The organism is Haladaptatus pallidirubidus, assembly GCF_020700235.1.
Lineage (GTDB): Archaea > Halobacteriota > Halobacteria > Halobacteriales > Haladaptataceae > Haladaptatus > Haladaptatus pallidirubidus.
Window position 1 is genome coordinate 245,084 of sequence record NZ_CP085302.1, and the last position, 21,157, is coordinate 266,240.

15 protein-coding genes are annotated in these 21,157 nt (G+C 55.9%); 9 read left to right on the forward strand and 6 right to left on the reverse strand.

Features of this window, described 5'->3' with window-relative positions:
* Positions 1 to 48: 48 nt before the first annotated feature.
* Both LIX15_RS22035 and LIX15_RS22040 read right to left on the reverse strand, forming a co-directional pair.
* Positions 49 to 753, reverse strand: coding sequence for an ABC transporter ATP-binding protein (locus LIX15_RS22035; protein WP_227777491.1), 705 nt, complete (start codon positions 751 to 753; stop codon positions 49 to 51).
* A gap of 107 nt (positions 754 to 860) precedes the next feature.
* Positions 861 to 1,739 carry a fumarylacetoacetate hydrolase family protein gene (locus tag LIX15_RS22040; RefSeq protein ID WP_227777492.1) on the reverse strand — a complete coding sequence of 293 codons (879 nt, stop codon included), beginning with the start codon at positions 1,737 to 1,739 and terminating at the stop codon, positions 861 to 863.
* Positions 1,740 to 1,954: 215 nt separating this feature from the next.
* On the opposite strand from LIX15_RS22040, the gene LIX15_RS22045 reads away from it, so the two are divergent.
* Together LIX15_RS22045 and LIX15_RS22050 are read left to right on the forward strand one after the other, a co-directional pair.
* Entirely contained in the window at positions 1,955 to 3,106 is a 1,152-nt protein-coding gene (locus LIX15_RS22045) for a thiamine pyrophosphate-dependent enzyme (protein ID WP_227777493.1), read from the forward strand.
* A gap of 7 nt (positions 3,107 to 3,113) precedes the next feature.
* Positions 3,114 to 4,079 (forward strand): alpha-ketoacid dehydrogenase subunit beta, encoded by a 966-nt coding sequence (locus LIX15_RS22050; protein ID WP_227777494.1) that lies wholly within the window; start codon positions 3,114 to 3,116, stop codon positions 4,077 to 4,079.
* Between the two features lie 32 nt (positions 4,080 to 4,111).
* Here the strand turns inward: LIX15_RS22050 and LIX15_RS22055 are convergent, their stop codons facing one another.
* Positions 4,112 to 5,578, reverse strand: a complete 1,467-nt coding sequence (locus LIX15_RS22055; protein WP_227777495.1) for a YjiH family protein — start codon at positions 5,576 to 5,578, stop codon at positions 4,112 to 4,114.
* 224 nt (positions 5,579 to 5,802) lie between these two features.
* A complete protein-coding gene (locus tag LIX15_RS22060) occupies positions 5,803 to 7,254 on the reverse strand; it encodes an aldehyde dehydrogenase family protein (RefSeq protein WP_227777527.1) in 1,452 nt (483 codons plus the stop codon).
* 484 nt (positions 7,255 to 7,738) lie between these two features.
* Between LIX15_RS22060 and LIX15_RS22065 the strand changes: the two genes are divergently transcribed.
* From LIX15_RS22065 to LIX15_RS22075, 3 genes are all read left to right on the forward strand, one after another.
* Positions 7,739 to 9,154 (forward strand): DUF3179 domain-containing (seleno)protein, encoded by a 1,416-nt coding sequence (locus tag LIX15_RS22065; protein ID WP_227777496.1) that lies wholly within the window; start codon positions 7,739 to 7,741, stop codon positions 9,152 to 9,154.
* A gap of 366 nt (positions 9,155 to 9,520) precedes the next feature.
* Complete coding sequence (locus tag LIX15_RS22070) at positions 9,521 to 10,006, forward strand: gamma carbonic anhydrase family protein (protein WP_227777497.1); 486 nt, start codon at positions 9,521 to 9,523, stop codon at positions 10,004 to 10,006.
* 236 nt (positions 10,007 to 10,242) lie between these two features.
* Positions 10,243 to 10,566 (forward strand): hypothetical protein, encoded by a 324-nt coding sequence (locus LIX15_RS22075; protein ID WP_227777498.1) that lies wholly within the window; start codon positions 10,243 to 10,245, stop codon positions 10,564 to 10,566.
* 87 nt (positions 10,567 to 10,653) lie between these two features.
* Here LIX15_RS22075 and LIX15_RS22080 read toward each other — a convergent pair whose 3' ends face one another.
* A complete protein-coding gene (locus LIX15_RS22080; RefSeq protein ID WP_227777499.1) occupies positions 10,654 to 11,883 on the reverse strand; it encodes an FAD-dependent monooxygenase in 1,230 nt (409 codons plus the stop codon).
* Positions 11,884 to 12,202: 319 nt separating this feature from the next.
* Between LIX15_RS22080 and LIX15_RS22085 the strand changes: the two genes are divergently transcribed.
* A complete protein-coding gene (locus tag LIX15_RS22085) occupies positions 12,203 to 13,663 on the forward strand; it encodes a YjiH family protein (protein WP_227777500.1) in 1,461 nt (486 codons plus the stop codon).
* 208 nt (positions 13,664 to 13,871) lie between these two features.
* Here LIX15_RS22085 and LIX15_RS22090 read toward each other — a convergent pair whose 3' ends face one another.
* Positions 13,872 to 14,267: a universal stress protein gene (locus LIX15_RS22090; RefSeq protein WP_227777501.1), complete on the reverse strand. Its 396-nt coding sequence runs from the start codon at positions 14,265 to 14,267 to the stop codon at positions 13,872 to 13,874.
* 492 nt (positions 14,268 to 14,759) lie between these two features.
* Here LIX15_RS22090 and LIX15_RS22095 point away from each other — a divergent pair, with 492 nt between their 5' ends.
* The 3 genes from LIX15_RS22095 to LIX15_RS22105 all read left to right on the forward strand — a co-directional run bounded on the left by LIX15_RS22095 (position 14,760) and on the right by LIX15_RS22105 (position 20,752).
* A complete protein-coding gene (locus LIX15_RS22095) occupies positions 14,760 to 17,837 on the forward strand; it encodes an FAD-binding and (Fe-S)-binding domain-containing protein (protein WP_227777502.1) in 3,078 nt (1,025 codons plus the stop codon).
* A 167-nt stretch (positions 17,838 to 18,004) separates the two neighbouring features.
* Positions 18,005 to 19,342 (forward strand): CoA-binding protein, encoded by a 1,338-nt coding sequence (locus tag LIX15_RS22100; RefSeq protein WP_227777503.1) that lies wholly within the window; start codon positions 18,005 to 18,007, stop codon positions 19,340 to 19,342.
* A 648-nt stretch (positions 19,343 to 19,990) separates the two neighbouring features.
* Entirely contained in the window at positions 19,991 to 20,752 is a 762-nt protein-coding gene (locus LIX15_RS22105) for an IclR family transcriptional regulator (RefSeq protein WP_227777504.1), read from the forward strand.
* Positions 20,753 to 21,157 lie beyond the last annotated feature (405 nt).

The window sequence follows — 21,157 nt, forward strand, 5'->3', positions numbered from 1 at the left end:
CGACCCCACCGAGTTTCGACCACCTACCGTACGAGTGTCAATTTTCAATCAAGCACCGAGGTACGATGCTTCGACGCGTTCGTCAGTGGCGAGTTCCTCTGCAGTTCCGGACAAAGAGATACGACCCGATTCGAGGACGTATCCTCTATCCGCAACGCGGAGCGCATTGTAGAGGTCTTGTTCGACCAACAGCACGGTTGTTCCCTCGTCGTTAATGCGTTCGATGGCATCGAACACGTCATCCACGAGAACCGGCGCGAGACCCAGGCTCGCTTCGTCGAGTAAAAGCAGCTTCGGATCGCTCATTAGTCCGCGGCCAATAGCGAGCATCTGCTGTTCACCGCCGGATAGGGTTCCAGCACGTTGATTCGAACGTTCTTCGAGCCGCGGGAAAATATCGTAGATTCGTTCCCGTCGCTCTGCCAATCCGTCCCGATTGACGTAGGCGCCGAGTTTAAGGTTCTCTTCGACGGTACTATCGTTGAAAATCTCTCGGCCCTCCGGGACATGGGCGACCCCTTCCGGAACGACCACCTCCTGGTCAAGGTGGCCGATCGGCTCGCCTTCGAACCGCACTTCGCCGGCCAATGGCGAGCGGTCACCGCAGATGGTCTTCAACACTGTTGTTTTGCCGGCGCCGTTCGCACCGAGTAAGGCGACCGTCTCACCTTCCTCGACGGAGAGGCTCACGTCCCAGAGTACCTGTATGTTTCCGTACGCGACGTCGATTGCATCGATTTCGAGGAGCGACATCGATTGATAGTAGTATGTGGGTTCTGTCGTATAAGCCTACCTTCCGAGTGCAGAGACGCGAACGGAGCGCGAATCTGATCCCGAACGATCCCCGACGAGCGACGCCGTCAGTGCTGACCGCCCTTCTGAACGTTCACGTCCTCGAAGTGAACGTCGCGCGCCGTTACGTCGACGGTCATGGAGCCAACGTTCTCGATCTCAGCGTCGATGGTGTCGCCGTCCGACAGGGCGCTCACACCCTCGGGTGTCCCAGTTGTGATGACGTCTCCGGCTTCGATGGTGGTTCCGAGTGAGGCGTACTGCACGACGTCGGCACATGTATACACCATGTCGCTGGTGCTATCCCGCTGTTTGGTTTCGCCGTTGAGTTGGAGTTTCATGTCGAGGTTCTGCGGGTCGCCGACCTCGTCTGGTGTCACAACACACGGTCCGACGACCGTGAACGTGTCGTAGGACTTCCGGTTGGAGCGGTCTTGATCGCCGCGAACCGAGATGTCGAGCAGGATGGTGTATCCAAAGATCTCGTCCCAGACTTCGTCGGCGTCCACATCCTTGACGTCCGATCCCATCACGAACGCCAATTCAATCTCGTGATCCACGCGTCGATCTGAGAACGGGAGTTCGACGCCGTGGTCGGGACCGACGACGCTGGAGGGTGCTTTCAAGAAATATCCCTTATCCTCGATAGAGAACCACTCCTCCGTCGTGATGTCCTTGTCGGCGATAGCCTCCTCGATGTGGTTTTCATAGTTGAGAGGGGCAGCGATGACCTTCCCCGGCCGCTTTACGGGAGCCTCGACGGATATGTCTTCCAGATCGTAGTCGGGATCTGCGTCGGCATACTCGCTCGCATCGTAGTCGCCGTGAATGTACTCCAAGAGCGGGTCGCGGGCATCGAGTCCCAGCCTGTCGGTAAGGTTAACGACTCCGGTGCCGTCGTCGGTCAGCAGTCCTAGCCGGTTCTCGTCGAATCGAACGAATCGCATAGTTATCCGTGTGTATAGCACTGTTATAAATCTTGGCGGTATGCGCCGCCGTCGTCCGCTCGTCTCTGCTTCGAAAGGCGAATCGGCGTCTCGGCGGCGAAGCGTGGTGATCGGTACAGGACAATCGCCGAGCGCGAGCGTGTCGAGTTTAGGGGTGTTCCCGATGGATTTATCTCTTAGCCACTTGATTCCCGAACAAAGGTGGTCGACAAGCCATGGATGACGACAGTAGATTCGAAGTATCGGCCGGAGCGAAACGAGGGCGAGTCTCGCAGGGCGATATCGACGTGGGACTGTTCCAGATTCTAGCTCCTGACGGCTCGTACGACGCCAGGGCGGTTCCGAACCTCGACCATGACGCGTTCCAAGAGCTCTACCGATGGATGCTCCTGGAGCGAACGTTCGACGAACGGATGGTGAAACTTCAGCGACGTGGCCAGATCGGAACCTTCGGATCCGGCCGCGGGCAAGAGGCGAGCATCATCGGATCCGGGTACGCACTCGCGGACGGCGACTGGCTCCTCGGGATGGGGCGCGAAGCTGGTGCGATGTTCCTCCAGGGGCTGCCGATGCGAGATTTGATATTGTTCTGGCGCGGTGTTGAGGATGCGAACCGGGAGATGGCCAAACACGACCAGATGATAGCCATCTCTATCGGGTCGCACCTCCCGCTCGTCACTGGCGCCGCGTGGGGAATGAAGCTCGCCGACGCAGATTCCGTCGTGGCGGCGTACTTCGGTGATGGAGCGAGCAGTACCGGCGCGGTGCACGAGGCAGTGAACTTCGCTGGCGTCCTCGACGCGCCGGCGGTGTTTTTCTGTCAGAACAACCAGTATGCCATCTCGACCCCATTCGAGAAGCAGACGAATGCCTGCTCGATAGCGCAACGGGCCGTCGGATACGGAATCGATGGCATCCGCGTCGACGGAAACGACGTGCTGGCCGTGTACGAGGCCGTCTCCGAAGCGCGCAAAGCTGCCTGCGCCGGGAATCCGACGCTCGTGGAGTCGGTGACGTACCGTCGCGACGCCCACACGACCAGCGACGACCCGGGTCGGTATCGCGACGAATCGGAGGTAAAGCAGTGGCAGGAGCGCGATCCGCTTGTACGGTACGAGTCGTTCCTCCGCTCGGAAGGGCTTTGGAACGACATCGACCGGGAGGCACTCGTCGAAGGGATCAACGAGGAGTTCGACGACGCACTGGCAGCCGCAGACGAGTACGAAGAGCGGAGCGTAGACGAGATATTCGAGTATCTATACGACGACCTACCGCCGTACCTCCAGCGACAACTGGTCGAATTCAAGGTGTTCCTCGAGGAGCGGCCGGACGCGTACGATCACATTCAACAGAGGGTAAAGGGGTGACGTAGCCGTGCAAGAAACCATCGTTGGAGCGATCAACGACGCGCTGCACGCCGAGATGGCGACGGACGACAAGGTGGTGGTTTTCGGCGAGGACGTCGCCGAAAGCGGCGGCGTCTTCCGGGCAACCGACGGGCTGAAAGATCGATTCGGCAAGGAGCGAGTCACCGACACGCCCCTCTCGGAGATCGCCATCGTCGGCGGCGCGGTCGGCCTCGCGATGTACGGCTATCGCCCCGTGGCCGAGATCCAGTTCTCGGGGTTCCTCACCCCGGCGTTCGACCAACTCGTCACGCAGGCGAGTCGAATTCGCTGGCGGACGCGCGGCGAATGGACCGCACCGCTCGTCGTTCGGACACCCTACGGTGCAGGGGTCAAAGCGCTCGAACACCACTCTGAAAGCCTGGAGGGGGCGTACGGCCACGTCCCCGGACTGAAGGTGGTCGTCCCGAGCACGCCGCACGACGCGAAGGGACTCCTGATCGCGGCCATCCGCGACCCCGATCCGGTGCTCTTCCTAGAACCGAAGCACATCTACCGGTCGTTCAACGGGGAACTCCCCGAAGAGTCCTACAAAGTACCGATTGGAGAGGCCGCCGTCCGGCGCGAGGGAACAGAACTGACTGTCGTCTCATGGGGAGCCATGATGGAACCGACGATGGCGGCCGTAGAGAATCACGGCGTCGACGCCGAGGTGATCGACCTCCGTACCGTCTCACCGCTCGACCACGAAACGATCGTCGAGTCGGTGAAGCGGACGGGACGAGCGTTGGTGGTGCACGAAGCGGCGCGGACGGGCGGATTCGGTTCAGAACTCGTCGCTCGCATCAACGACGACGCGCTGTACTATCTGGAAGCGCCCGTCGAACGCGTTACTGGCTTCGACATTCCCGTCCCTCTACTCTCGATGGAAGACTACTACCTCCCCAATCCGCCTCGTATCGAAGAAGGGATTCGTAGAGTTCTCGAGCACTGAGTCGAGGCGGATAATTAGACTCCGACTCTACTCTAAGGAAGGAGATCGAGATAGTTCGCAGCGTGTGCGAGCGCTGCGACGATGGGGATCAAGAGCGCTGTGCGGAGCGCGAATATGACGATGAGATCGCGGAATCGGATGGGGATGTCGTTGAACATGTCCATCATCATCGGGGCTGATGCAGCGAAGAAGATTATCTGTGAGATTGCTACGATGGTGACGAAAAACCGGGCTATCGCGCTCGTCTCCGCAACAACCGCCGCCGCGGAGACCTGCTCGATGCCACTGATGAGTATTGCTGACGCGACCAGGTTCGAATTCGGAATCCCGAAGGCGGCGATGACGGGAGAAAGCGGCGCCGAAATGAGTTGAAACACGTCGGTCTGGGCGACGAGGAGGAGCGTAACGGTGCTGATCGCGACGACGGTGCCGAGGGTGATCGCCGTAACTTTCAGTCCGTCTATCAGTCCTATTATCGCCGTCGAACCGATGCCTTCGTCCTCCGCCTCATCCAACGCCTGTCTGATGGCGAATCGGACGTAGTCGGTCGGAGAGCCGGTGAAGGAGTCTTCCGGCGACGGTTCGACGATGTACTCATCGGGAATGTTGTTGAGTGGCGGAACGCGGACGAGGACGATTCCGCAGAGGATCACGGCGACGGCCCACGAAAGGAGGATGAGCGGGAATATCTGGAGGAGACCGACCGTCGAGACGATGACTCCGACGAATCCGATACTCACCGGCGCGAAGCAGGTTGCGATAATGAACACATCACGTTTGTGATAGCCGCCGCGGTGGAAGACGTTGTACGTCACGTAATAACCAACTGTGAACGCGCCGATCCAGGATGCGAGAGAGTCGAGCGCCGCGCGGCCGGGGAGTCGGAACAGCGGGCGCATGAAGGGACGGGCCAGCGTCCCGATGAACTCCAGCCCCCCAAGTTCGACGAGCAGGTTTACGAACACTGCCCCGAGCGGGATGATGACGACGATACTCAGGACGATCGTCCCCCACACGAGACCGCCGACGAGGTCGGCGTGCAGGACGGCCGGACCGAGTTCGAAGAACAGGAGCGCTGCGAAGAAAACCCCGAATATTCGGAGGAACAAGAAAAGCGGCGTCGTCTTCCAGTACTGGAGATCGATTCGTTCGGCGAAACGGTCGTCCAGCGAGATAACGCCTCGATTCCGTAGTTCCGCGACGGTCGACAAGATGCCGCCGGCTGTAACTAGCATGAGACCGGCGACGCTGGTAAGGGTGGGGAAGGTATCGGTAATCAACCCGGCGGCGATGTCGAATGGGACAGTAATCTGTCCCTCCCACGTGACGGGTACGAGGAAGAAGACCACTCCGAGACCGAAAGCGAACAGGAATCGTAACGCGGGAACCCACTCGAAGTCCGTCGTGTCGACGTCGTGTATCGTCTTCGCCTCCTCTCGATTTTCGTCTCGGTTCCATGTTCGCTGGTCGGAGGTCTGCCACGGCTTCTGACTGAACATGGTCGGATATCGCCACGGACATAGAAAAATGTTATATATTATCATGCAACATTTTACGGAGAGCTGTCGAAACGGTGTCTGGTGGAACCGGTCGAACAAAGGGATGATAGAGGAAAGCGATGCAGGCCGTAGTGTGTTCGAAGAGCGTTAAATTTTCTAACCACTCATTGGCTTATTACTCCACGATTGCTATAAGTAGGATCCACGAGAAAGGGTGGTTTCCGTCAGATGGGGTACTCTCGGCGCTCGCGCTGCACCGAAACCCACCGTTCTTCGGTGAACTCGCGGAGGATAGCTTCGCCGTTGTATCGACCGAGCCCCGAACTCTTCACGCCGCCGAACGGGACATGCGGTTCGTCGTTGATGGGCTGGTCATTGATGTGAACCATCCCAGCCTCGATTTGGTCTGCGACAGCTTTTGCCCAGGCGAGGTCGGTCGAGAGCACTGACGCAGTGAGGCCATATTCGGTATCGTTGGCGAGTTCGATCGCCTCGTCGTCGTCCGTGAAGGGAATGACCGGCGCGATGGGGCCGAAGTGCTCGTTGCAGGAGACGGCCATGTCGTTCGTGACGTTGGCCAACACGGTCGGCTCGACGAAGAGATCTTCGTGATTGCCCCCGGCAACGACATCCGCACCTGCTTCGACACTCGCTTCCACGTACTCGACCATCGCATCGCGCTGAGACTCGTTGATGATTGGACCGACGTCGCTCCCTTCCGCCGGGTCGCCTACGGTGAGTTCTTCGGCTCGCTCGGCCAGTCGCTCAACGTACTCGTCGTACAGCGAATCGTGGACGAGGTGGCGGTTGATGGAGATGCAGATCTGCCCCTGGTGGAAGAACGAACCGAAGACCGCGGCGTCGACGGCCAGATCGAAGTCGGCGTCCTCGAGGACGACGTACGGGTTGTTGCCGCCGAGTTCGAGCGCCGGCAGCGCGAGGTTCTCTCCCGCGTTCTGAGCGACTAGTTTGCCGACTTCGGACGAACCAGTGAACGAGACGACATCGGCATTCGGGTGCGACGCAACCGCGTCGCCGGCGTCTTGGCCGTGGCCGGGGACAACGTTGAGGACGCCCGGCTGGAGGCCGGCCTCTTCGAACAGGCGTGCGATGGCCAATCCCCCACCGATCGGCGTCTCTGGCGCGGGTTTCAGTACCACCGCGTTGCCGAGCGCGATCACGGGTGCCACGGCGCGCATCGAGAGGTGGAATGGTACGTTCCACGGCGTAATGATTCCGACAACACCGACGGGGTTGCGATGTACCTCATTGTCCCGACCCGGGATGGTGGAGTTGGCCATCGTACCCTGCGCGCGGGTTGGAAAGCTTGCCGCTTCCGCCATCATTCCCGGGGAGAGCATATCTAGTTCGATGTGCGCCTTCATCTGGGTGCTGCCACCCTCTCGAACGAGTATATCGCCGAGTTCCTCCTCATGTTCGCCGATGAGATGCATCGCTTTCTGGATAACTTCGGCGCGTGCTTGCGGCGCCGTCGCCGCCCAACGAGAGTGGGCGGCGACGGCGGCTTCGAACGCCTCGTTCACGTCGTCCGGGTTCCCAGCCGGTACCGTTGCAATCTCCCCCCGGGTCGCGGAATTTTCCACCGCGATGGAGTCGCCGCCACTCGCCGGACGGCGATTCCCGTCGATGTAGAGGTGGTTCCAGTCGGTTTCGATACTGAATGGCGAAACGTTCTATTGTGCCATGATAGCTCAGTCTTGTTAGGTGATATTGAATCCTTAGGATGGGTTAGCATAGGAGTGCGATACAAGCAATCGCACCGTATCGGCGTCGATTCGACTGATTTTGCCTCGACTGAGGTTCGCTTGGGTAGCAGAAACAAACGAACGGGGTAGAGGTAGGCCGTTGATCACGGAGGAAAGGTCGTTTTTCCGACCGAAGTGTCCGAGATTTCGCAGCGCGCATTGGCCAACTCAAATCCGACTTCACCACGCTCAGCGAACTCAGGACGAGAGAGGGGCTTTCGGTTGTGGAGCGAACCGCGAATCGAATGGAAGGAACGCTGGAGACGCTCGATCAATACGTTCCGCGGTACTGGACGAGTGAAGTCCGTCCGATTACTCGGATCACCTGCAGCGAACCAGCAAAACACCCCCGTACGAACACAAGTTTAAGCCGACTCCCGGCGCAACATAGCGCATGGCTTCGAATTCGACCGCGACAGACGAGGATCGACTTCGAGAACTAATCGACCAGCTGTTGGTTCGGGATGCCGACGCGCATAAATCGGCGCTCTCCGAATTGGCTGAGGTCGGCGATTCACGCGTCGTCCCGCACCTCGTCGAGGTGTTGGTGATCCACGAAATCGGAAGTAACTGGTCAGCATTCGGCTTTCCAGAAGTGCTGCGCGACCGCTCGCCGCCTCGCTACCTCGAACTTCCGGAGGCGTGCTGGCCCGGCGTCCGCGAGGCGCTTCAGTCGATCGCAGACCCAAATTTCGATTCGCAGTACGCATGGGTGGAGTGGGAGACCTGGTATTCTCAGCAGGATATTGAACCGCTCACGGGGTTCGACGAGTGGAAGCTTCGGCTCTACCGTTCGTTCCTTCCGCCGGTGGGTCGCCTCTTGGACGCGACACCCCGAGCGTTCGACCTACAGGATATTCGCTGGGGGAACTGCGACCAGTCGTTCCTCGCGGCGTGTAACGAACCAAAGTTCGTCCCCAGCGAGGCGGCGGCCGCAGACGAGTCCGACTCTGGAGGGTACCTCGATCCGGACGACGTCGTCTTCGGATTTGAGGTTGCCGGAACCACATATGCCGTGCCTCGATGGATTCTATTCCCACACGAGATGCTGAACGCAACCGTGGAAGGCGTTCCGTTGACGCTGACGTACTGTACGCTTTGCAATGCACCGATCTGTTACGACCGCCGCGTCGGCGATCGAACGCTTACATTCGGTAGCACAGGGATGCTACTCAGCGGCAACAAGGTCATGTTCGACGAGGAGACCGAGAGCCTCTGGAGCCAGCACCGCGGAACGGCAATCGCTGGCGAGTTCCTCGCCGACGGTACAGAACTCGATTTTAAACCGGTCACGCAGACGACATGGGAGGCATGGCGCGACTCCTACCCTGACTCGCTTGCGCTGTCACTCGACACGGGGTACGACTACGACTATCGACACTACGAGGGCAACGTCGGATTCTTCCGTCACTACTGGAACGACCCCGACGCCATCCAACCCGGAGTGCAAACCGACGATGGCGAACTGCCCGAAAAGGAGTCGGTGTACGGTGTGACCGTGGACGACGGAGCCGCCGTCCATGTCTATCCCCTCGACGCAATTCCCGACGACGGTGTTCTCATGGACGAAATAGCCGGTTGCGACGTCGTGGTTCTCGGCGATGTCGTCGGTGATATCGCGGTTTACGAGTCCCCACCAACACCCGTCGAGCGCGACGTTGACGAAATCGTCGATACGAACGGGACCCGTTGGCGAATCAGCCCCGAACGTCTCCATTCGAAACGGGGTGAGCGCGATCGAATTCCCGGGCGGCACGGCCTGTTCTTCGCCTTCCGGACGCAGTACGAGCGCGTCGAAGTCCGTCCGTGATTTCCCTCGACAAGTGATCGAGGACTCGACCGTCCATCAGTACTTGGCACCGCTCGCGATCGGCGGTCCGGATCGCAATCCGTAGGGGCCGTGTCGAGCCTCTCATCCGCAGGCACCCACTAGTCAGGAGTCTTCGCCGCAAGCCATTTTTTCGTCTTGGGGATCGGACTATCATCCTGGAGAAACTCGAGGGTCTGTCCGGCAGCGTTTTTGTTCCACTCCACCGCTGTCTCGCGCTGTGCCGCCTATGCCACGATATCCGCTTTCGCGACCACTTCCTTCGATTGAACCGCGACCGTGATGGTGGTTTCAGTGAAATGTAGACAGTCGGTGAAGTTAGGTCGCTGGATAGTCATTTGGACGACCATGCAAGAGGAATTCGAGGGGATGACCCCGACGATTGCCGAGAGCGCGTTCGTTTCGAAGATGGCCTACCTCGTCGGCGAGGTATTTGTCGCCGACCGAGCTAGCCTCTGGCCCTTCGTCTGCTTACGCGGTGACCGTGCTCCCGTCCACGTCGGAAAAGAGACGAACGTCCAAGAGTTCACGATGCTCCACGGAGCGGAGTTGGGAGACGAGGTCACGGTTGGTCACGATGCGGTCATTGATTTCGCGACGGTTCAGAACCATGCGCTCGTAGGGATGCAAAGCGCCATTCTTCGCGGGGCGATTGTGGAATCCAACTGCATCGTCGCTGCGAACACCGTCGTTTTGCAGGATCAAGTCATCCCTGAGGGACACATGGCGTATGGGACACCCGCAGAAACGAAGCCGCTTACTGAAGATCAGTTGGAACAAATATATCGGACTCATGAACATTACGTGAATCTCAGTCGGCGGTTCAAATCGTGATTGACAGTCAATTCGACGATTTCCGACAAGATGACGTTCACTCTCGTACCGATGAGAATCCCCAAACTACCGTAGTACGTCGCGAAAAGTAACCGAGAACGAGACCGGTATTGCATCCGACAAACGAGAAAGTGCGATTAGGGAAATGTATCTGCTCTTCGGATACCCTCGCCTCGTCACAGTCCTGACGACCGGGAAGGGGGTGGATTTACAAGGTCGCGACATCGAATGAGATCATGGTGCCAGAAACGGACATCGAAGCGGCCGTTGAGCAGCATGACGACCTCCCAGGCGCTGACGATGTGTACGATCACGATGAAGAGATTCCCATCACCGAACTTTTCGACGCCGCGTTCGTACAGACCCACACCGAGTTCGAATTGTTCGACGAATTAGTCGCAGCAAGTCCCAGTGATGCCGATTCCGCCGACGAACTCGAAACGATCCCCCATAGGGCATGGGACGAGTTCGTCGCCCAAACGACCGACTTCGAGGACGAAAAAGCGCTAGTAATGGCTGCCCGAGATCACTGGGTCGCCAAGAAATTAGATCTGGCCTGAACTGGGTACTCTTTTCGCCGTATCTTCGTCGACGTGCCTATTGGCTCACTGGCTGGAGCGTGAGAAAAAGCAGTCGCCAAACGGAGTTCAGTAGTTCCCGGTTGAGACGATTGGCGGGGTGCCGTGAGGACCGTACGGCGCATCGTCAAGCCACTCGCCAGCGGTTTCGAAGTGATCCGCCAGCGCGGCAGCTGCTTCCTTCCGCAATATCGTCACAGGGTTGCCGCCTTGGAGATACTCCAGCGCCTGACCGGCCGCGTTGAGATTGAACTCGGCGGCCTTTTCGCGGCGAGCCGCGTACAGCTCTATCTCGTCGCGGATGACGGCGTCGGTTTGGGCGTTGATCGCGGCCGCGATAGCCGAGGCCGCCTCATCCGCATCGGCAATACCGGAGTTCATACCGCGAGCGCCAAATGGCGCTAGCAGATGGGCCGCTTCTCCGGCTAGTAACACACGACGGTGTTCGTCCACGAAGGTATCCGCCATCACCTGGAGGAAGTAATAGCTCGAGACCCACTGCAGGTTATCCTCATAGCGCTCGCCCATGATATCGCGGACGAACTCACGCATCCGCTCGTCGCTGCTGAGTTCATCGGGGTCGTCGCCCTCAATACACTGGATGTCGAGCCGCCAGCCGCCGGTGAACGGGACGAGCAGCACGTTCCGACCGTCGGCCTCTGGGGCATCGTAGTGGAACACTCGCTCGAGTGGTAGCGGGTCATCGCCGACCTCTCCGACGTCTGCAATGATGAATGCATTCTCAGATTGATCTCCTTCAAAGTTCGCGCCGATCTCCTTGCGGACGGTCGATCCACCACCATCGGCACCGACCAAGAATTCGCCTACCCACTCGCGACCGTCAGCCGTTTCCACATGGACGCCAGTGGGAGATGTTTCCAATGTATCGACCTCGGCGTCCCAGTGAATATCGATCCCGGCCTCGTCCAGCGCGTCATGCATGTACTCTTCGGTCACGACTTGCGGGATGCTGGTGAAGTGAGGGATATCGCCTGAGCCGCCGGGCGAATCGTACGTCCGATCGAACACTTCCTTCCCTCTGAAAAGCGTTCGTCGCGTCGGCCAGACGAGCCCCTCGTCGACGAGGTCGGTGCCGAGCCCTGGATGAATTCGCTCGAGCGTCCGGAGCGTTGAGCCATGAACATAGATGGCGCGACTTCCGGATCGGTCGCGATCTTCAGACTCAGCCTCGAGGATTGTCGCCTCCACTCCGCGCGCGTGCAATGCTAATGCCGTTGTCATCCCAACCGGGCCAGCACCGGCTATCAGTACAGGCTCTCCTGTCGTATCGCCGCTCATAGGCGTATCGTTGGAGTAAATCGTGATAACAGTTGTGGTCATATCATCCACTCGGATCTGCCATTTATCGGTGAACCGTCTCGGGATTCAACCCCGAGTCACTCGACCTGCTCCGCCTATAGAAGTTCCTTCGCACAATAGCCTGTGAACGTGATTTCAGGTTCGTCTAGATCAACACAATTTGGATTTACTTCGTTCAAGCTACAAGCACTCAGCCATACATATAATATGTTTTATGATTCAATACGGGAGAACTTAAATTGTCTAAACTGGTTACTTGGCCGGTGATTTTATTACCTATGAAAAATACGGTCGAATCATGTTTGGTAGCTCCGCGTGGGAGAATGACGAGCATACGTCCGGCGATAGCGCTGAAGCAGACACGGAGACTATTAAGGATGTTAGTCTGATAAAAAAACGTCCGAAGCCAGTGTTGAAATTCATATTTGCGTTCGGCATCGGTTCGTTCTTCTTTCTGTTCCCGATACAGTGGAATGGTCAAACTACGATTCCGCTCGACGTGGTAGTCAGCATCATTCTGGAATCATTCCCAACCCTCATCGAGTACTTTACGTTCGGTTTGATACTTACTGGCGGTGTCCTGACAACCGTCTCAATGGCCAACTATCATGGAATCCTGTCCGTTGACGAAGGAACAGCCAATCGATTCGAGTTGAATTACTGGCGGACGTCGAATATTTTTTGGGTATTTCGAATTATCGGAATTTTCCTCGCGCTACCTATCCTTATCGGGAGTGGTCCCGAATGGCTACTCAGCGAGAAGACATCAGGTGTTGTCTGGGGAGGTCTCCTGTTGACGATTGCACTTGTGATTCCAATCGGCGCAGTGTTCGTCAACTTACTCGCCGAACTCGGCGGACTGCAATTCGTCGGCACGCTCTCCCAGCCGGTGATGAGGCCGGTATTCAATTTGCCCGGCCGTGCAGCGCTTGACAGCGCGGCGTCGTGGCTCGGCTCGTTCAGTATCGGCTACTACCTCACGCGAAACGTGTTCGACCGTGGCGGATACAACAAACGAGAGGTCTTCGTCATTTGCACCTGCTTCGCTACCGCGAACTTAGGCACGATTGGAGCGATCGCCGCTGTACTTGAGATTCTTCATGTCTTCCCGATCGTCGTCCTCCTGTACCTGCTCAGCGTGATTTTTACGGCGATCATTCTCGTTCGAGTCCCACCGCTTTCGACCGTCCCCGATGAATTCGTTGCGGAACCTGATCCGGAACCGGAGTTCAACGGACCTGTCGTTGACTACTTCCGATTTGCGTTCAACGAGGCTGTCAGAACTGCCGAAGAAGGCGCCTCAATACCACGATCTGCGATAGAAGGCCTCATTGACGGGCTGAAACTGACCGGAATGATGGTTGGTACGATTCTCACGATTGGGATGACTGCTGTGATTATCAACGAGTATACGTCGGTATTTGAGGTACTGGCGACACCACTTGTTCCCGTTCTATCAGCGTTTGGTATTCCTGACCCACAGATGGCCGCTACGTCGCTGATCCTCGGTGGTGCGGAGATGTTCATTGGCGCCACGTTTGCCGTCGGAACTGACCTGATTACGAGGGTCTACGTCGTAATTGTGGTAAGTGCGCAAGCGATCTTCTTCGCCGCATCGGCTCCGATGATGGTGGATATGTTCGACGATATCCCAATTCGATTCCGGGATCTCTTCGTCTTATTCGTGATGCGGACTGCTCTTCTCATCCCAATCACTGCAGCTCTCGTCCATGCTGCAGTGTTCGTCGGACTCTTGTGATCCAAACGTGAATGACTCTCAGTTCGGTTTGAGCGTGATCTGAGTTAACTGTACGAGCAGTTAGTCGAGTACAGGAAATATCAGTGACGATTGGTTATTTGACGACAGGAACGAACGGCACTCTGCGTCGCTTATGCCGTGAAAATCGCGACAAACAAACATCGTCGGTATACAGTCGGTAACAGCGTAAAGAATCTGTTTCTTTAATCTATTCGCTTGCAGAGCAGAACAGCACCGGCAGCTCCGAACGGAGTGTAACTTGCTGTGCAATGCTACCGAAAAGTGCTTTCCCGGTCGGAGATCGTTTTCGACCGGCGATGCTAATCATGTCGGCTTCGACGTCAACAACTGTATCGAGGATGTTCTGTACGGCATCGCCGCTTGACTGGATTACCTCCACGTCGAATCCTGCTTCCACAAGTGTCTCGGTTGCATAGGTGACAGATTTGAGATTACTGGCGTCTAAGTCGTTCCCATCGGCACGAAAGACGTGATAGACGAAAATTCGAACCTCATCCGTCTCAAGCGGCAGCGTAGTGATCGACGCTACCTGATCCGATACCCGTTCGACGTCAGTGTCGGCGCATAGTAGTATCGTTGTCATTGGTCGTCAAGTTGACGTTCGTATACGAACTCCATTATCGACCGATCGGCTCGTTTGGTCGACAGGAGCAGTACGCTGAACGTCGTTCATATACATGGTACCAACAGGTTTCAGCCATATAGTAGTTCGCATCGTGTGCCACCACATCGCCGAGAGTTATCTAAAAAATAATAGGTGGACAAAGTCTCGCTCAAACGAACCCCAACCTATCGTCGCGAACATTCACTACGACGTCAATATCGCAAATTCATTCCTCCAAGCTAAGTTGGTTTGCAACATGAAGTCGTCCTACACGAACACGCTAACTACTAACCCAAGCAGTTATCGTGACGATTTAGTGGAGCATCAGGTGCTCGCAGCCAATTGGGACAATCCAAATTTATGACAATCATATTTACTCCCCATGTAATGAATAATAATAATGGTCGCAACTCTGTCGAACGCTTTATTGTCGTGAAACGTGTGACGAACTATTTGAGTGCTTATCCGAGGATGACTACGAACTTTAATTCCGTACTCAACGCGAGAGACGATACCACCGATCAACGGGCTACGCACGATTTTGTCTCAGACGATGTAAATCGACCAGCACTCGTGAACGATATTCGCGAACGCATAGACGGTGACGCTCGGTTCGATACCTACACGCGGCAACTGTATGCGACCGATGCGAGTGCGTACAAGGTAACACCAATCGGCGTCGTTTTCCCAAAGTCGACCAATGACGTCGCCATGACCGTCACATACTGTGCAAAGCGCGAGATTCCGATTCTTCCGCGCGGCGGTGGGACGAGCCTCGCAGGACAGGCCGTCAACGAAGCCGTCGTGCTCGATTTCACTCGTTATATGGGCGGAATCAAAACAATCAAACCCGACAAACAGCTGGCCCGTGTTGAAGCGGGAACGGTTCTCGGCAAGCTGAACGAGGCACTCGCGCCATACGACTTGAAGTTCGCACCCGACCCGGCCGCTAGCAACCGGAGCGTAATTGGCGGTGCGATCGGAAACAATTCGTCGGGCGCACACTCGCTCGTCTATGGCAAGACCGATGCCTACGTCGAGGAATGTGAGGTCGTATTGGCCGACGGAACGGTCGCCACGCTCGGCGAGATAGCCGTCGAGGAACTCCGAGAATCTGCGGATTCTGACGGATCTCTTCTCGAGCAGGTGTACGCGGAAGTCGTTCGAATCATCGACAGCGAGAGCGAGAAAGTGCGAGACCGCTTCCCCGATATGAAACGCAACGTTTCGGGTTACAACTTCGACGTGCTCGTCGAGGAAGCCGAAACGGGAATGGTCAATCTCGCTCGCTTGCTCGCGGGAAGCGAAGGCACTCTCGCCGTCGTCACCGAAGCCGAAGTTTCACTTGAACCGGTTCCGGAGACGAAGGCGGTCTCGCTACTATTCTATGAGACCGTCCTTGACGCCGTGACCGACGTCCAGCACGTGCTCGAACACGACCCTGACGCGGTCGAACTTATCGATGACGTACTCCTCGGACTGGCACGGGAGACGACAGAGTTCGAAGAAGCGGCGTCTCTCGCCCCGAACGAGGCCGAAGCGGGGCTGCTCGTCGAGTTCTACGCCGATGATGACGATCACGGCCGCGAGCAGACTGCCGACCTCCTCGCAGACAGAATTCCAGGAACCGACACAGAAGTGATGCCGTCCGACGATCGACCAGCTATCGACGAGACGATCGCATTCGCTGGATTAGAGGCTCATGACGAGGACGAGCGCGAGATGTTCTGGACACTCCGAAAGGCTGGCTTGCCAATCCTCCTTTCCCGTACATCTGACGAGAAGCATATCAGCTTCATCGAAGACTGTGCGATTCCGCCGGAACATCTCCCAGAATTCGTCGAGCGGTTCCAATCGCTGCTCACCGAGATGGGGCGCGACGTCGATGCGGCGTTTTACGCTCATGCTGGCCCTGGTGTCCTGCACGTTCGCCCGCTCGTGAACACGAAAGCCGCCTCCGACCGCGAGGAGATGATCGAAATCGCCGACAGGGTGACTGATATGGTCGTGGAGTTCGGTGGTAGCGTCTCCGGCGAGCACGGCGACGGCCGGGCTCGCACCCAATGGAACCGAAAACTCTACGGTGACGACCTCTGGCAAGCCTTCCGCGACCTGAAGACCGCGTTTGATCCGGACTGGTTGCTTAATCCGGGGAACGTCTGCGGCGACCACGATCTGACCGAGCATCTCCGGTACGATGACGAATATGTCCATGACGCTGGGTTTGACCCATCGCTGAACTGGGACAATGAGAACGGTATGCAAGGGATGGTCGAACTCTGTCATGGCTGCGGCGGCTGTCGTGGCTCACAGGAAACCACTGGCGGTGTGATGTGTCCGACCTATAGAGCCGCAGACGAGGAAATCACGGCAACTCGCGGTCGAGCGAACCTCCTCAGACAAGCAATGAGCGGCGACCTTCCCGACGACCCCACCAATGACGAGTTCGTCACAAAGGTACTCGACCTCTGTATCGGATGTAAGGGCTGCAAGCGAGACTGCCCAAGCGGCGTTGACGTCGCGAAGCTCAAAACCGAAGTCATGCACGAGCGACACCAAGAACACGGGCCAAGCCTCCGCGATAAGCTCTTCGCCAACTTCGATATTCTAGCGTCAATCGGAAGCACATTAGCACCGGTGTCGAATCTTGTGCAATCACTTCCGGGATCGGGTACGATCGCTGAAAAGACAGTTGGGATCGCGAGAGAGCGGTCGCTCCCAGAGTTCCATCGTGAGACGCTCCAGGACTGGTTCGACGCACGAGGTGGATCGCGTGTCCTAGAGGGAGACGCCAGGCGGAAGGCCGTCCTCTTTGCGGACACATATACCAATTTCAGTCACCCCGAAGTCGGCAAAGCAGCGGTGCGCGTCCTCGAAGCAGCAGGAGTCCACGTCGACGTGGCCAACCGAACCGACAGCGGCCGTCCGGCGCTCTCGAAGGGGTTCGTCGATGCTGCTCGTGATACTATCGAGAAGAACGTGGCAGAACTTGAACCGCGCATTTGCGATGGCTGGGATATCGTCGTCGCTGAACCGTCTGACGCAGTGATGTTCCAGTCCGATGCACTCGACCTGTGCTCTAGCAAGGCGATCGAATTGGTCGCCGCGAACTCGTATGGCCTCTGTGAGTATCTGGACGCGTTCCGACTCGACGAGAACGTGGCGTGGGAATCACCTGCCGACTCGCTCGTCTACCATGGCCACTGCCACCAAAAGGCGGAGAAGAAAGACCATCACGCGGTCGGCGTCCTCCGTCGGGCCGGTTATACCGTTGATCCGCTTGACTCGGGGTGCTGCGGCATGGCTGGAACGTTCGGGTATGAGGCGGAGCACTACTCGCTAAGTCGTTCAATCGGCGAAATTCTGTTCAGTCAAATTGAATCGAGCGATGCCACGGTCGTCACCGCGCCAGGTACGTCCTGTCGAACCCAGCTTGGCGATAGTTCGATCGATCCTATCCCCTCCGATAGTTCACTCGCAGGCACATCGCTCGATAGCGACGAACCCCCGACACCAATAGAACTGCTCGCGTACGCACTTCCACGGTGATCGCTCTGTGATTCATCACGAGAACGGTCGACTGGCTATCGGGCGGGTAGTCCAGTATCATTTGATGAGACAAGTGTCAGGAGACCAACGCTCGATGAATACGGTGGCGCGGAGAGCAGTACGGCAAAACCCGGAAACTTAAGATACAACGTTCGGTTTAACCCAGTATGGGCGTGTCAACTCTCTTCGACCCAGACGGCATCGCCGTCATCGGAGCATCGAAAACACCGGGGAAGCTTGGGAACGACGCGATGTCAAACATCGAAGTGTACGATACCGAGATTTACCCCGTAAATCCGTCGAGTTCGGGGACCGTTTTCGGATACGAATTCGTCGACTCGGTCCAAGAAACGGACGCGGACTTAGCCTTCTGTTGTGTCCCTGGACCGTTGCAGCCAGAGGTGCTTGAAGAATGTGGCGAAGCAGGCGTCGATGCTGCCGTGATCTTTGCTGGTGGATTTGCCGAAGCCGGCGATGAGGGGAAAGAACTCCAAGAGGCAGTCGCGACGATCGCAGACGAGTACGATATTACGGTTCTCGGACCGAATACGGCTGGATATGCGATCCCACACAACGATCTTTATGGATCGTTTGTCCCACGCATCCGTGATGTCAACTCCGGGAATATCGGACTCGTTACGCAGAGTGCTGGCGTCGGCATTACCATGTCGTTTCAACTCACTCGTGAAGGATACGGTGTCTCAGCGATGTTCGGTCTTGGAAATCGGATGAATACGGAATTCGCCGACGTTATCCCGCTGCTCGACGCAGATCCGAGGACTGATGCAATCGTTATGCATGTTGAAGGGACGGAGGACGTTGATGCACTTCTTGATGCCTGTCAAAGCTCAGAGACCCCAATTGTCGCATACAAAGTCGGCAAGCATGACATCGCGGATCTCGCCCAAGCACACACGGCAGCTCCAGCACAGGAGAACGCAATTTATGAGGATGGATTCAATCATCCCGGTTTGGTCACCGTGTCTTCGACTACTGAGCTGATCGATGCTGGTAGAGTCTTGGCCGACTCGCCGACACCGAATGGAACAAACGTGGGAATTGTGACGGCTCAGGCCGGCCCCGGGATCATCATCACGGATTACCTCAAAGGTACAGATGCCACCTTCCCGAATCTGACCAATGAAACACGAGAACGGTTAGATGACATCCTTCCCGGAATCACGTATACGGAGAACCCTGTCGATACGGGTCGACCGATGCCGGAGTTTGGGGAGGTTGTCGACACAGTTACACGTGATGACCGAATCGATATCGTCCTTGTCTACGAGATATACGAAGATTCATTGGGCTACCCAGTTGATGAACTGTCGAAACTTTCAACAGAGGTTGACAAGCCGATTCTTTTTACCGTTGCTGGCCCCGATCACGCGCTTGAGGACGAACGACGAGAGATGGAGAATCTTGGAATACCGACGTTCAACACGCCTGAACGTGGGGCACAGGCTGTCGGAGCACTAATCGACTCAACCACAAAATCTGATTAGTGCAACTGCGACGTGAGCAGATCGTGAAACCGAAATGAAACGTATCGATCTGCTCAGAATGACGCTTGGATGATCTCGAGATGAATTTCATACTTGTTCTAACCAGTTTCAGGTACGTATGTACGCATTTAGCAAAATATTGGTGGGTTAATTGTTTGTGGGATTTCCAACTATTTCTCCTTACACTAATTTTGCGAGATACTCGCAATTAGGATCCGGCATGAGTACAGGAGTAAGTCTTCTACTGACTGGCTGTTCTACCAGGTCATTCGCTTATAAACTATGGCTTTACAGAGCTAGTATTGTAACATATCATCGGGTAAAATCGATAACCAGTAGAGTCAGCAAGAAGCAGCAATGACAGTATTGGGAGTATAATACCCCCACTCGTGGATGAGCAGCCTTCAACGGATGACTGAATCTTCATTTGCGATATAATCGAAATACCGATCCACTAATCAACACCATCAATCATGGTATACTACTAGGGTTTTACTGAACCCCTGTTCGTGGAGTTATTGATTCGTCTATCCTCATCCTCCACAATCCGACAATTCGGACGACTGCATTTATTGAAGGCAAATGGATGAGAGAAGTGATTGCGAAATAATCGCAAATTACAAGTAGACTTTGCAACTATTGCTGTATATGTCTGGTGATCCTATACCACTCAAAACAGTTCATAGGGCGTTCGAGATTATCGAGATACTCTGGGAACAAACCAGTGCTACTACATCCGAGCTTGCGGAACAGGTGGACATCCCAGAAAGCACCATCTATGACTATCTTCAAACTCTACAGTTGATAGGATACGTTACACGGACACAAGGTGAATATCGACTGAGTTACAAACCACTTACTATTGGAGGGCGGGTCAAGTATCGGAGTCGCTTGTTTAGAGTTGCACAAAGCGAACTCCAGCAGGTAGTTACAGCGACTGGAGAAGTGGCAGACATCAATATCGAAGATAATGGACAGGCAGTTATTCTCCACTATGAACGCGGAGATCAAGCGTTGGATCTTGGGATGTATCCTGGCATGCGGACACCGCTTCATACGCACGCTTCTGGAAAAGCTATCCTGGCACATCTTTCCGAAGCACGCGTTAACGAAATCATTGATAGACATGGATTGAAGTCAATGACTGATCAGACAGTCACTAATATTGACACCCTAAAGGATGAGCTAGAACGAATCCGGGAAAAAGGATATGCGGTCGACTGGGACCAGCAAGTCACCGGCATGGGCATTATTGCTGCTCCAATTCTTGTTAATGATGATATTTTAGGTGCTGTCGGCATAATTGCGCCAAGCGATCGTGTACGAGACGAATCATATCAGAGTCAGCTGCAACAAAGAATTCGTGAAGCATCAAGTTCGATCTCGGTAAATTATCAATATGGTCAATAATTTATAAAATAGCATTGTCTAGTTTGACTCCTTGTCGACAGATGTCAGATCGTTGAATAATTGATACAGTGGCTGCGGATTACAATAATGCACAAGTTGTTCAATCCATCATTGCTATTCGGCTGAGTACCGACTTGTGACAAATGGGACAATCAATCTGCACTTTGAGCGCGTGAGACCACCTTTTGGACAGAATACTCCATTTATAGTTGGGTTGGCCGATCAATCGAATTCCAAAGATTTCTGTTCGATAACCGTAGCCATAAACGAGAAACACAATGCCATAAAGATAGTGTTTCTGGGCTAGATCGGCCAGAAACGTATCTGCCGACTCAGTACTGTGCCAATCAGATACTTTGATGTCGAGAAGTAGTTTTGTTTCAACGTATATTGGAGAGTATACAC

Bases quoted from the DNA above. Each gene is read 5' to 3' on its own strand.
- LIX15_RS22085 (WP_227777500.1), top strand. From the start codon at position 12,203: ATGTTTGGTAGCTCCGCGTGGGAGAATGACGAGCATACGTCCGGCGAT.
- LIX15_RS22095 (WP_227777502.1), top strand. From the start codon at position 14,760: ATGACTACGAACTTTAATTCCGTACTCAACGCGAGAGACGATACCACC.
- LIX15_RS22090 (WP_227777501.1), bottom strand. From the start codon at position 14,267: ATGACAACGATACTACTATGCGCCGACACTGACGTCGAACGGGTATCG.
- LIX15_RS22055 (WP_227777495.1), bottom strand. From the start codon at position 5,578: ATGTTCAGTCAGAAGCCGTGGCAGACCTCCGACCAGCGAACATGGAAC.
- LIX15_RS22105 (WP_227777504.1), top strand. From the start codon at position 19,991: ATGTCTGGTGATCCTATACCACTCAAAACAGTTCATAGGGCGTTCGAG.
- LIX15_RS22040 (WP_227777492.1), bottom strand. From the start codon at position 1,739: ATGCGATTCGTTCGATTCGACGAGAACCGGCTAGGACTGCTGACCGAC.
- LIX15_RS22075 (WP_227777498.1), top strand. From the start codon at position 10,243: ATGGTGCCAGAAACGGACATCGAAGCGGCCGTTGAGCAGCATGACGAC.
- LIX15_RS22100 (WP_227777503.1), top strand. From the start codon at position 18,005: ATGGGCGTGTCAACTCTCTTCGACCCAGACGGCATCGCCGTCATCGGA.
- LIX15_RS22045 (WP_227777493.1), top strand. From the start codon at position 1,955: ATGGATGACGACAGTAGATTCGAAGTATCGGCCGGAGCGAAACGAGGG.
- LIX15_RS22080 (WP_227777499.1), bottom strand. From the start codon at position 11,883: ATGAGCGGCGATACGACAGGAGAGCCTGTACTGATAGCCGGTGCTGGC.
- LIX15_RS22065 (WP_227777496.1), top strand. From the start codon at position 7,739: ATGGCTTCGAATTCGACCGCGACAGACGAGGATCGACTTCGAGAACTA.
- LIX15_RS22035 (WP_227777491.1), bottom strand. From the start codon at position 753: ATGTCGCTCCTCGAAATCGATGCAATCGACGTCGCGTACGGAAACATA.
- LIX15_RS22070 (WP_227777497.1), top strand. From the start codon at position 9,521: ATGCAAGAGGAATTCGAGGGGATGACCCCGACGATTGCCGAGAGCGCG.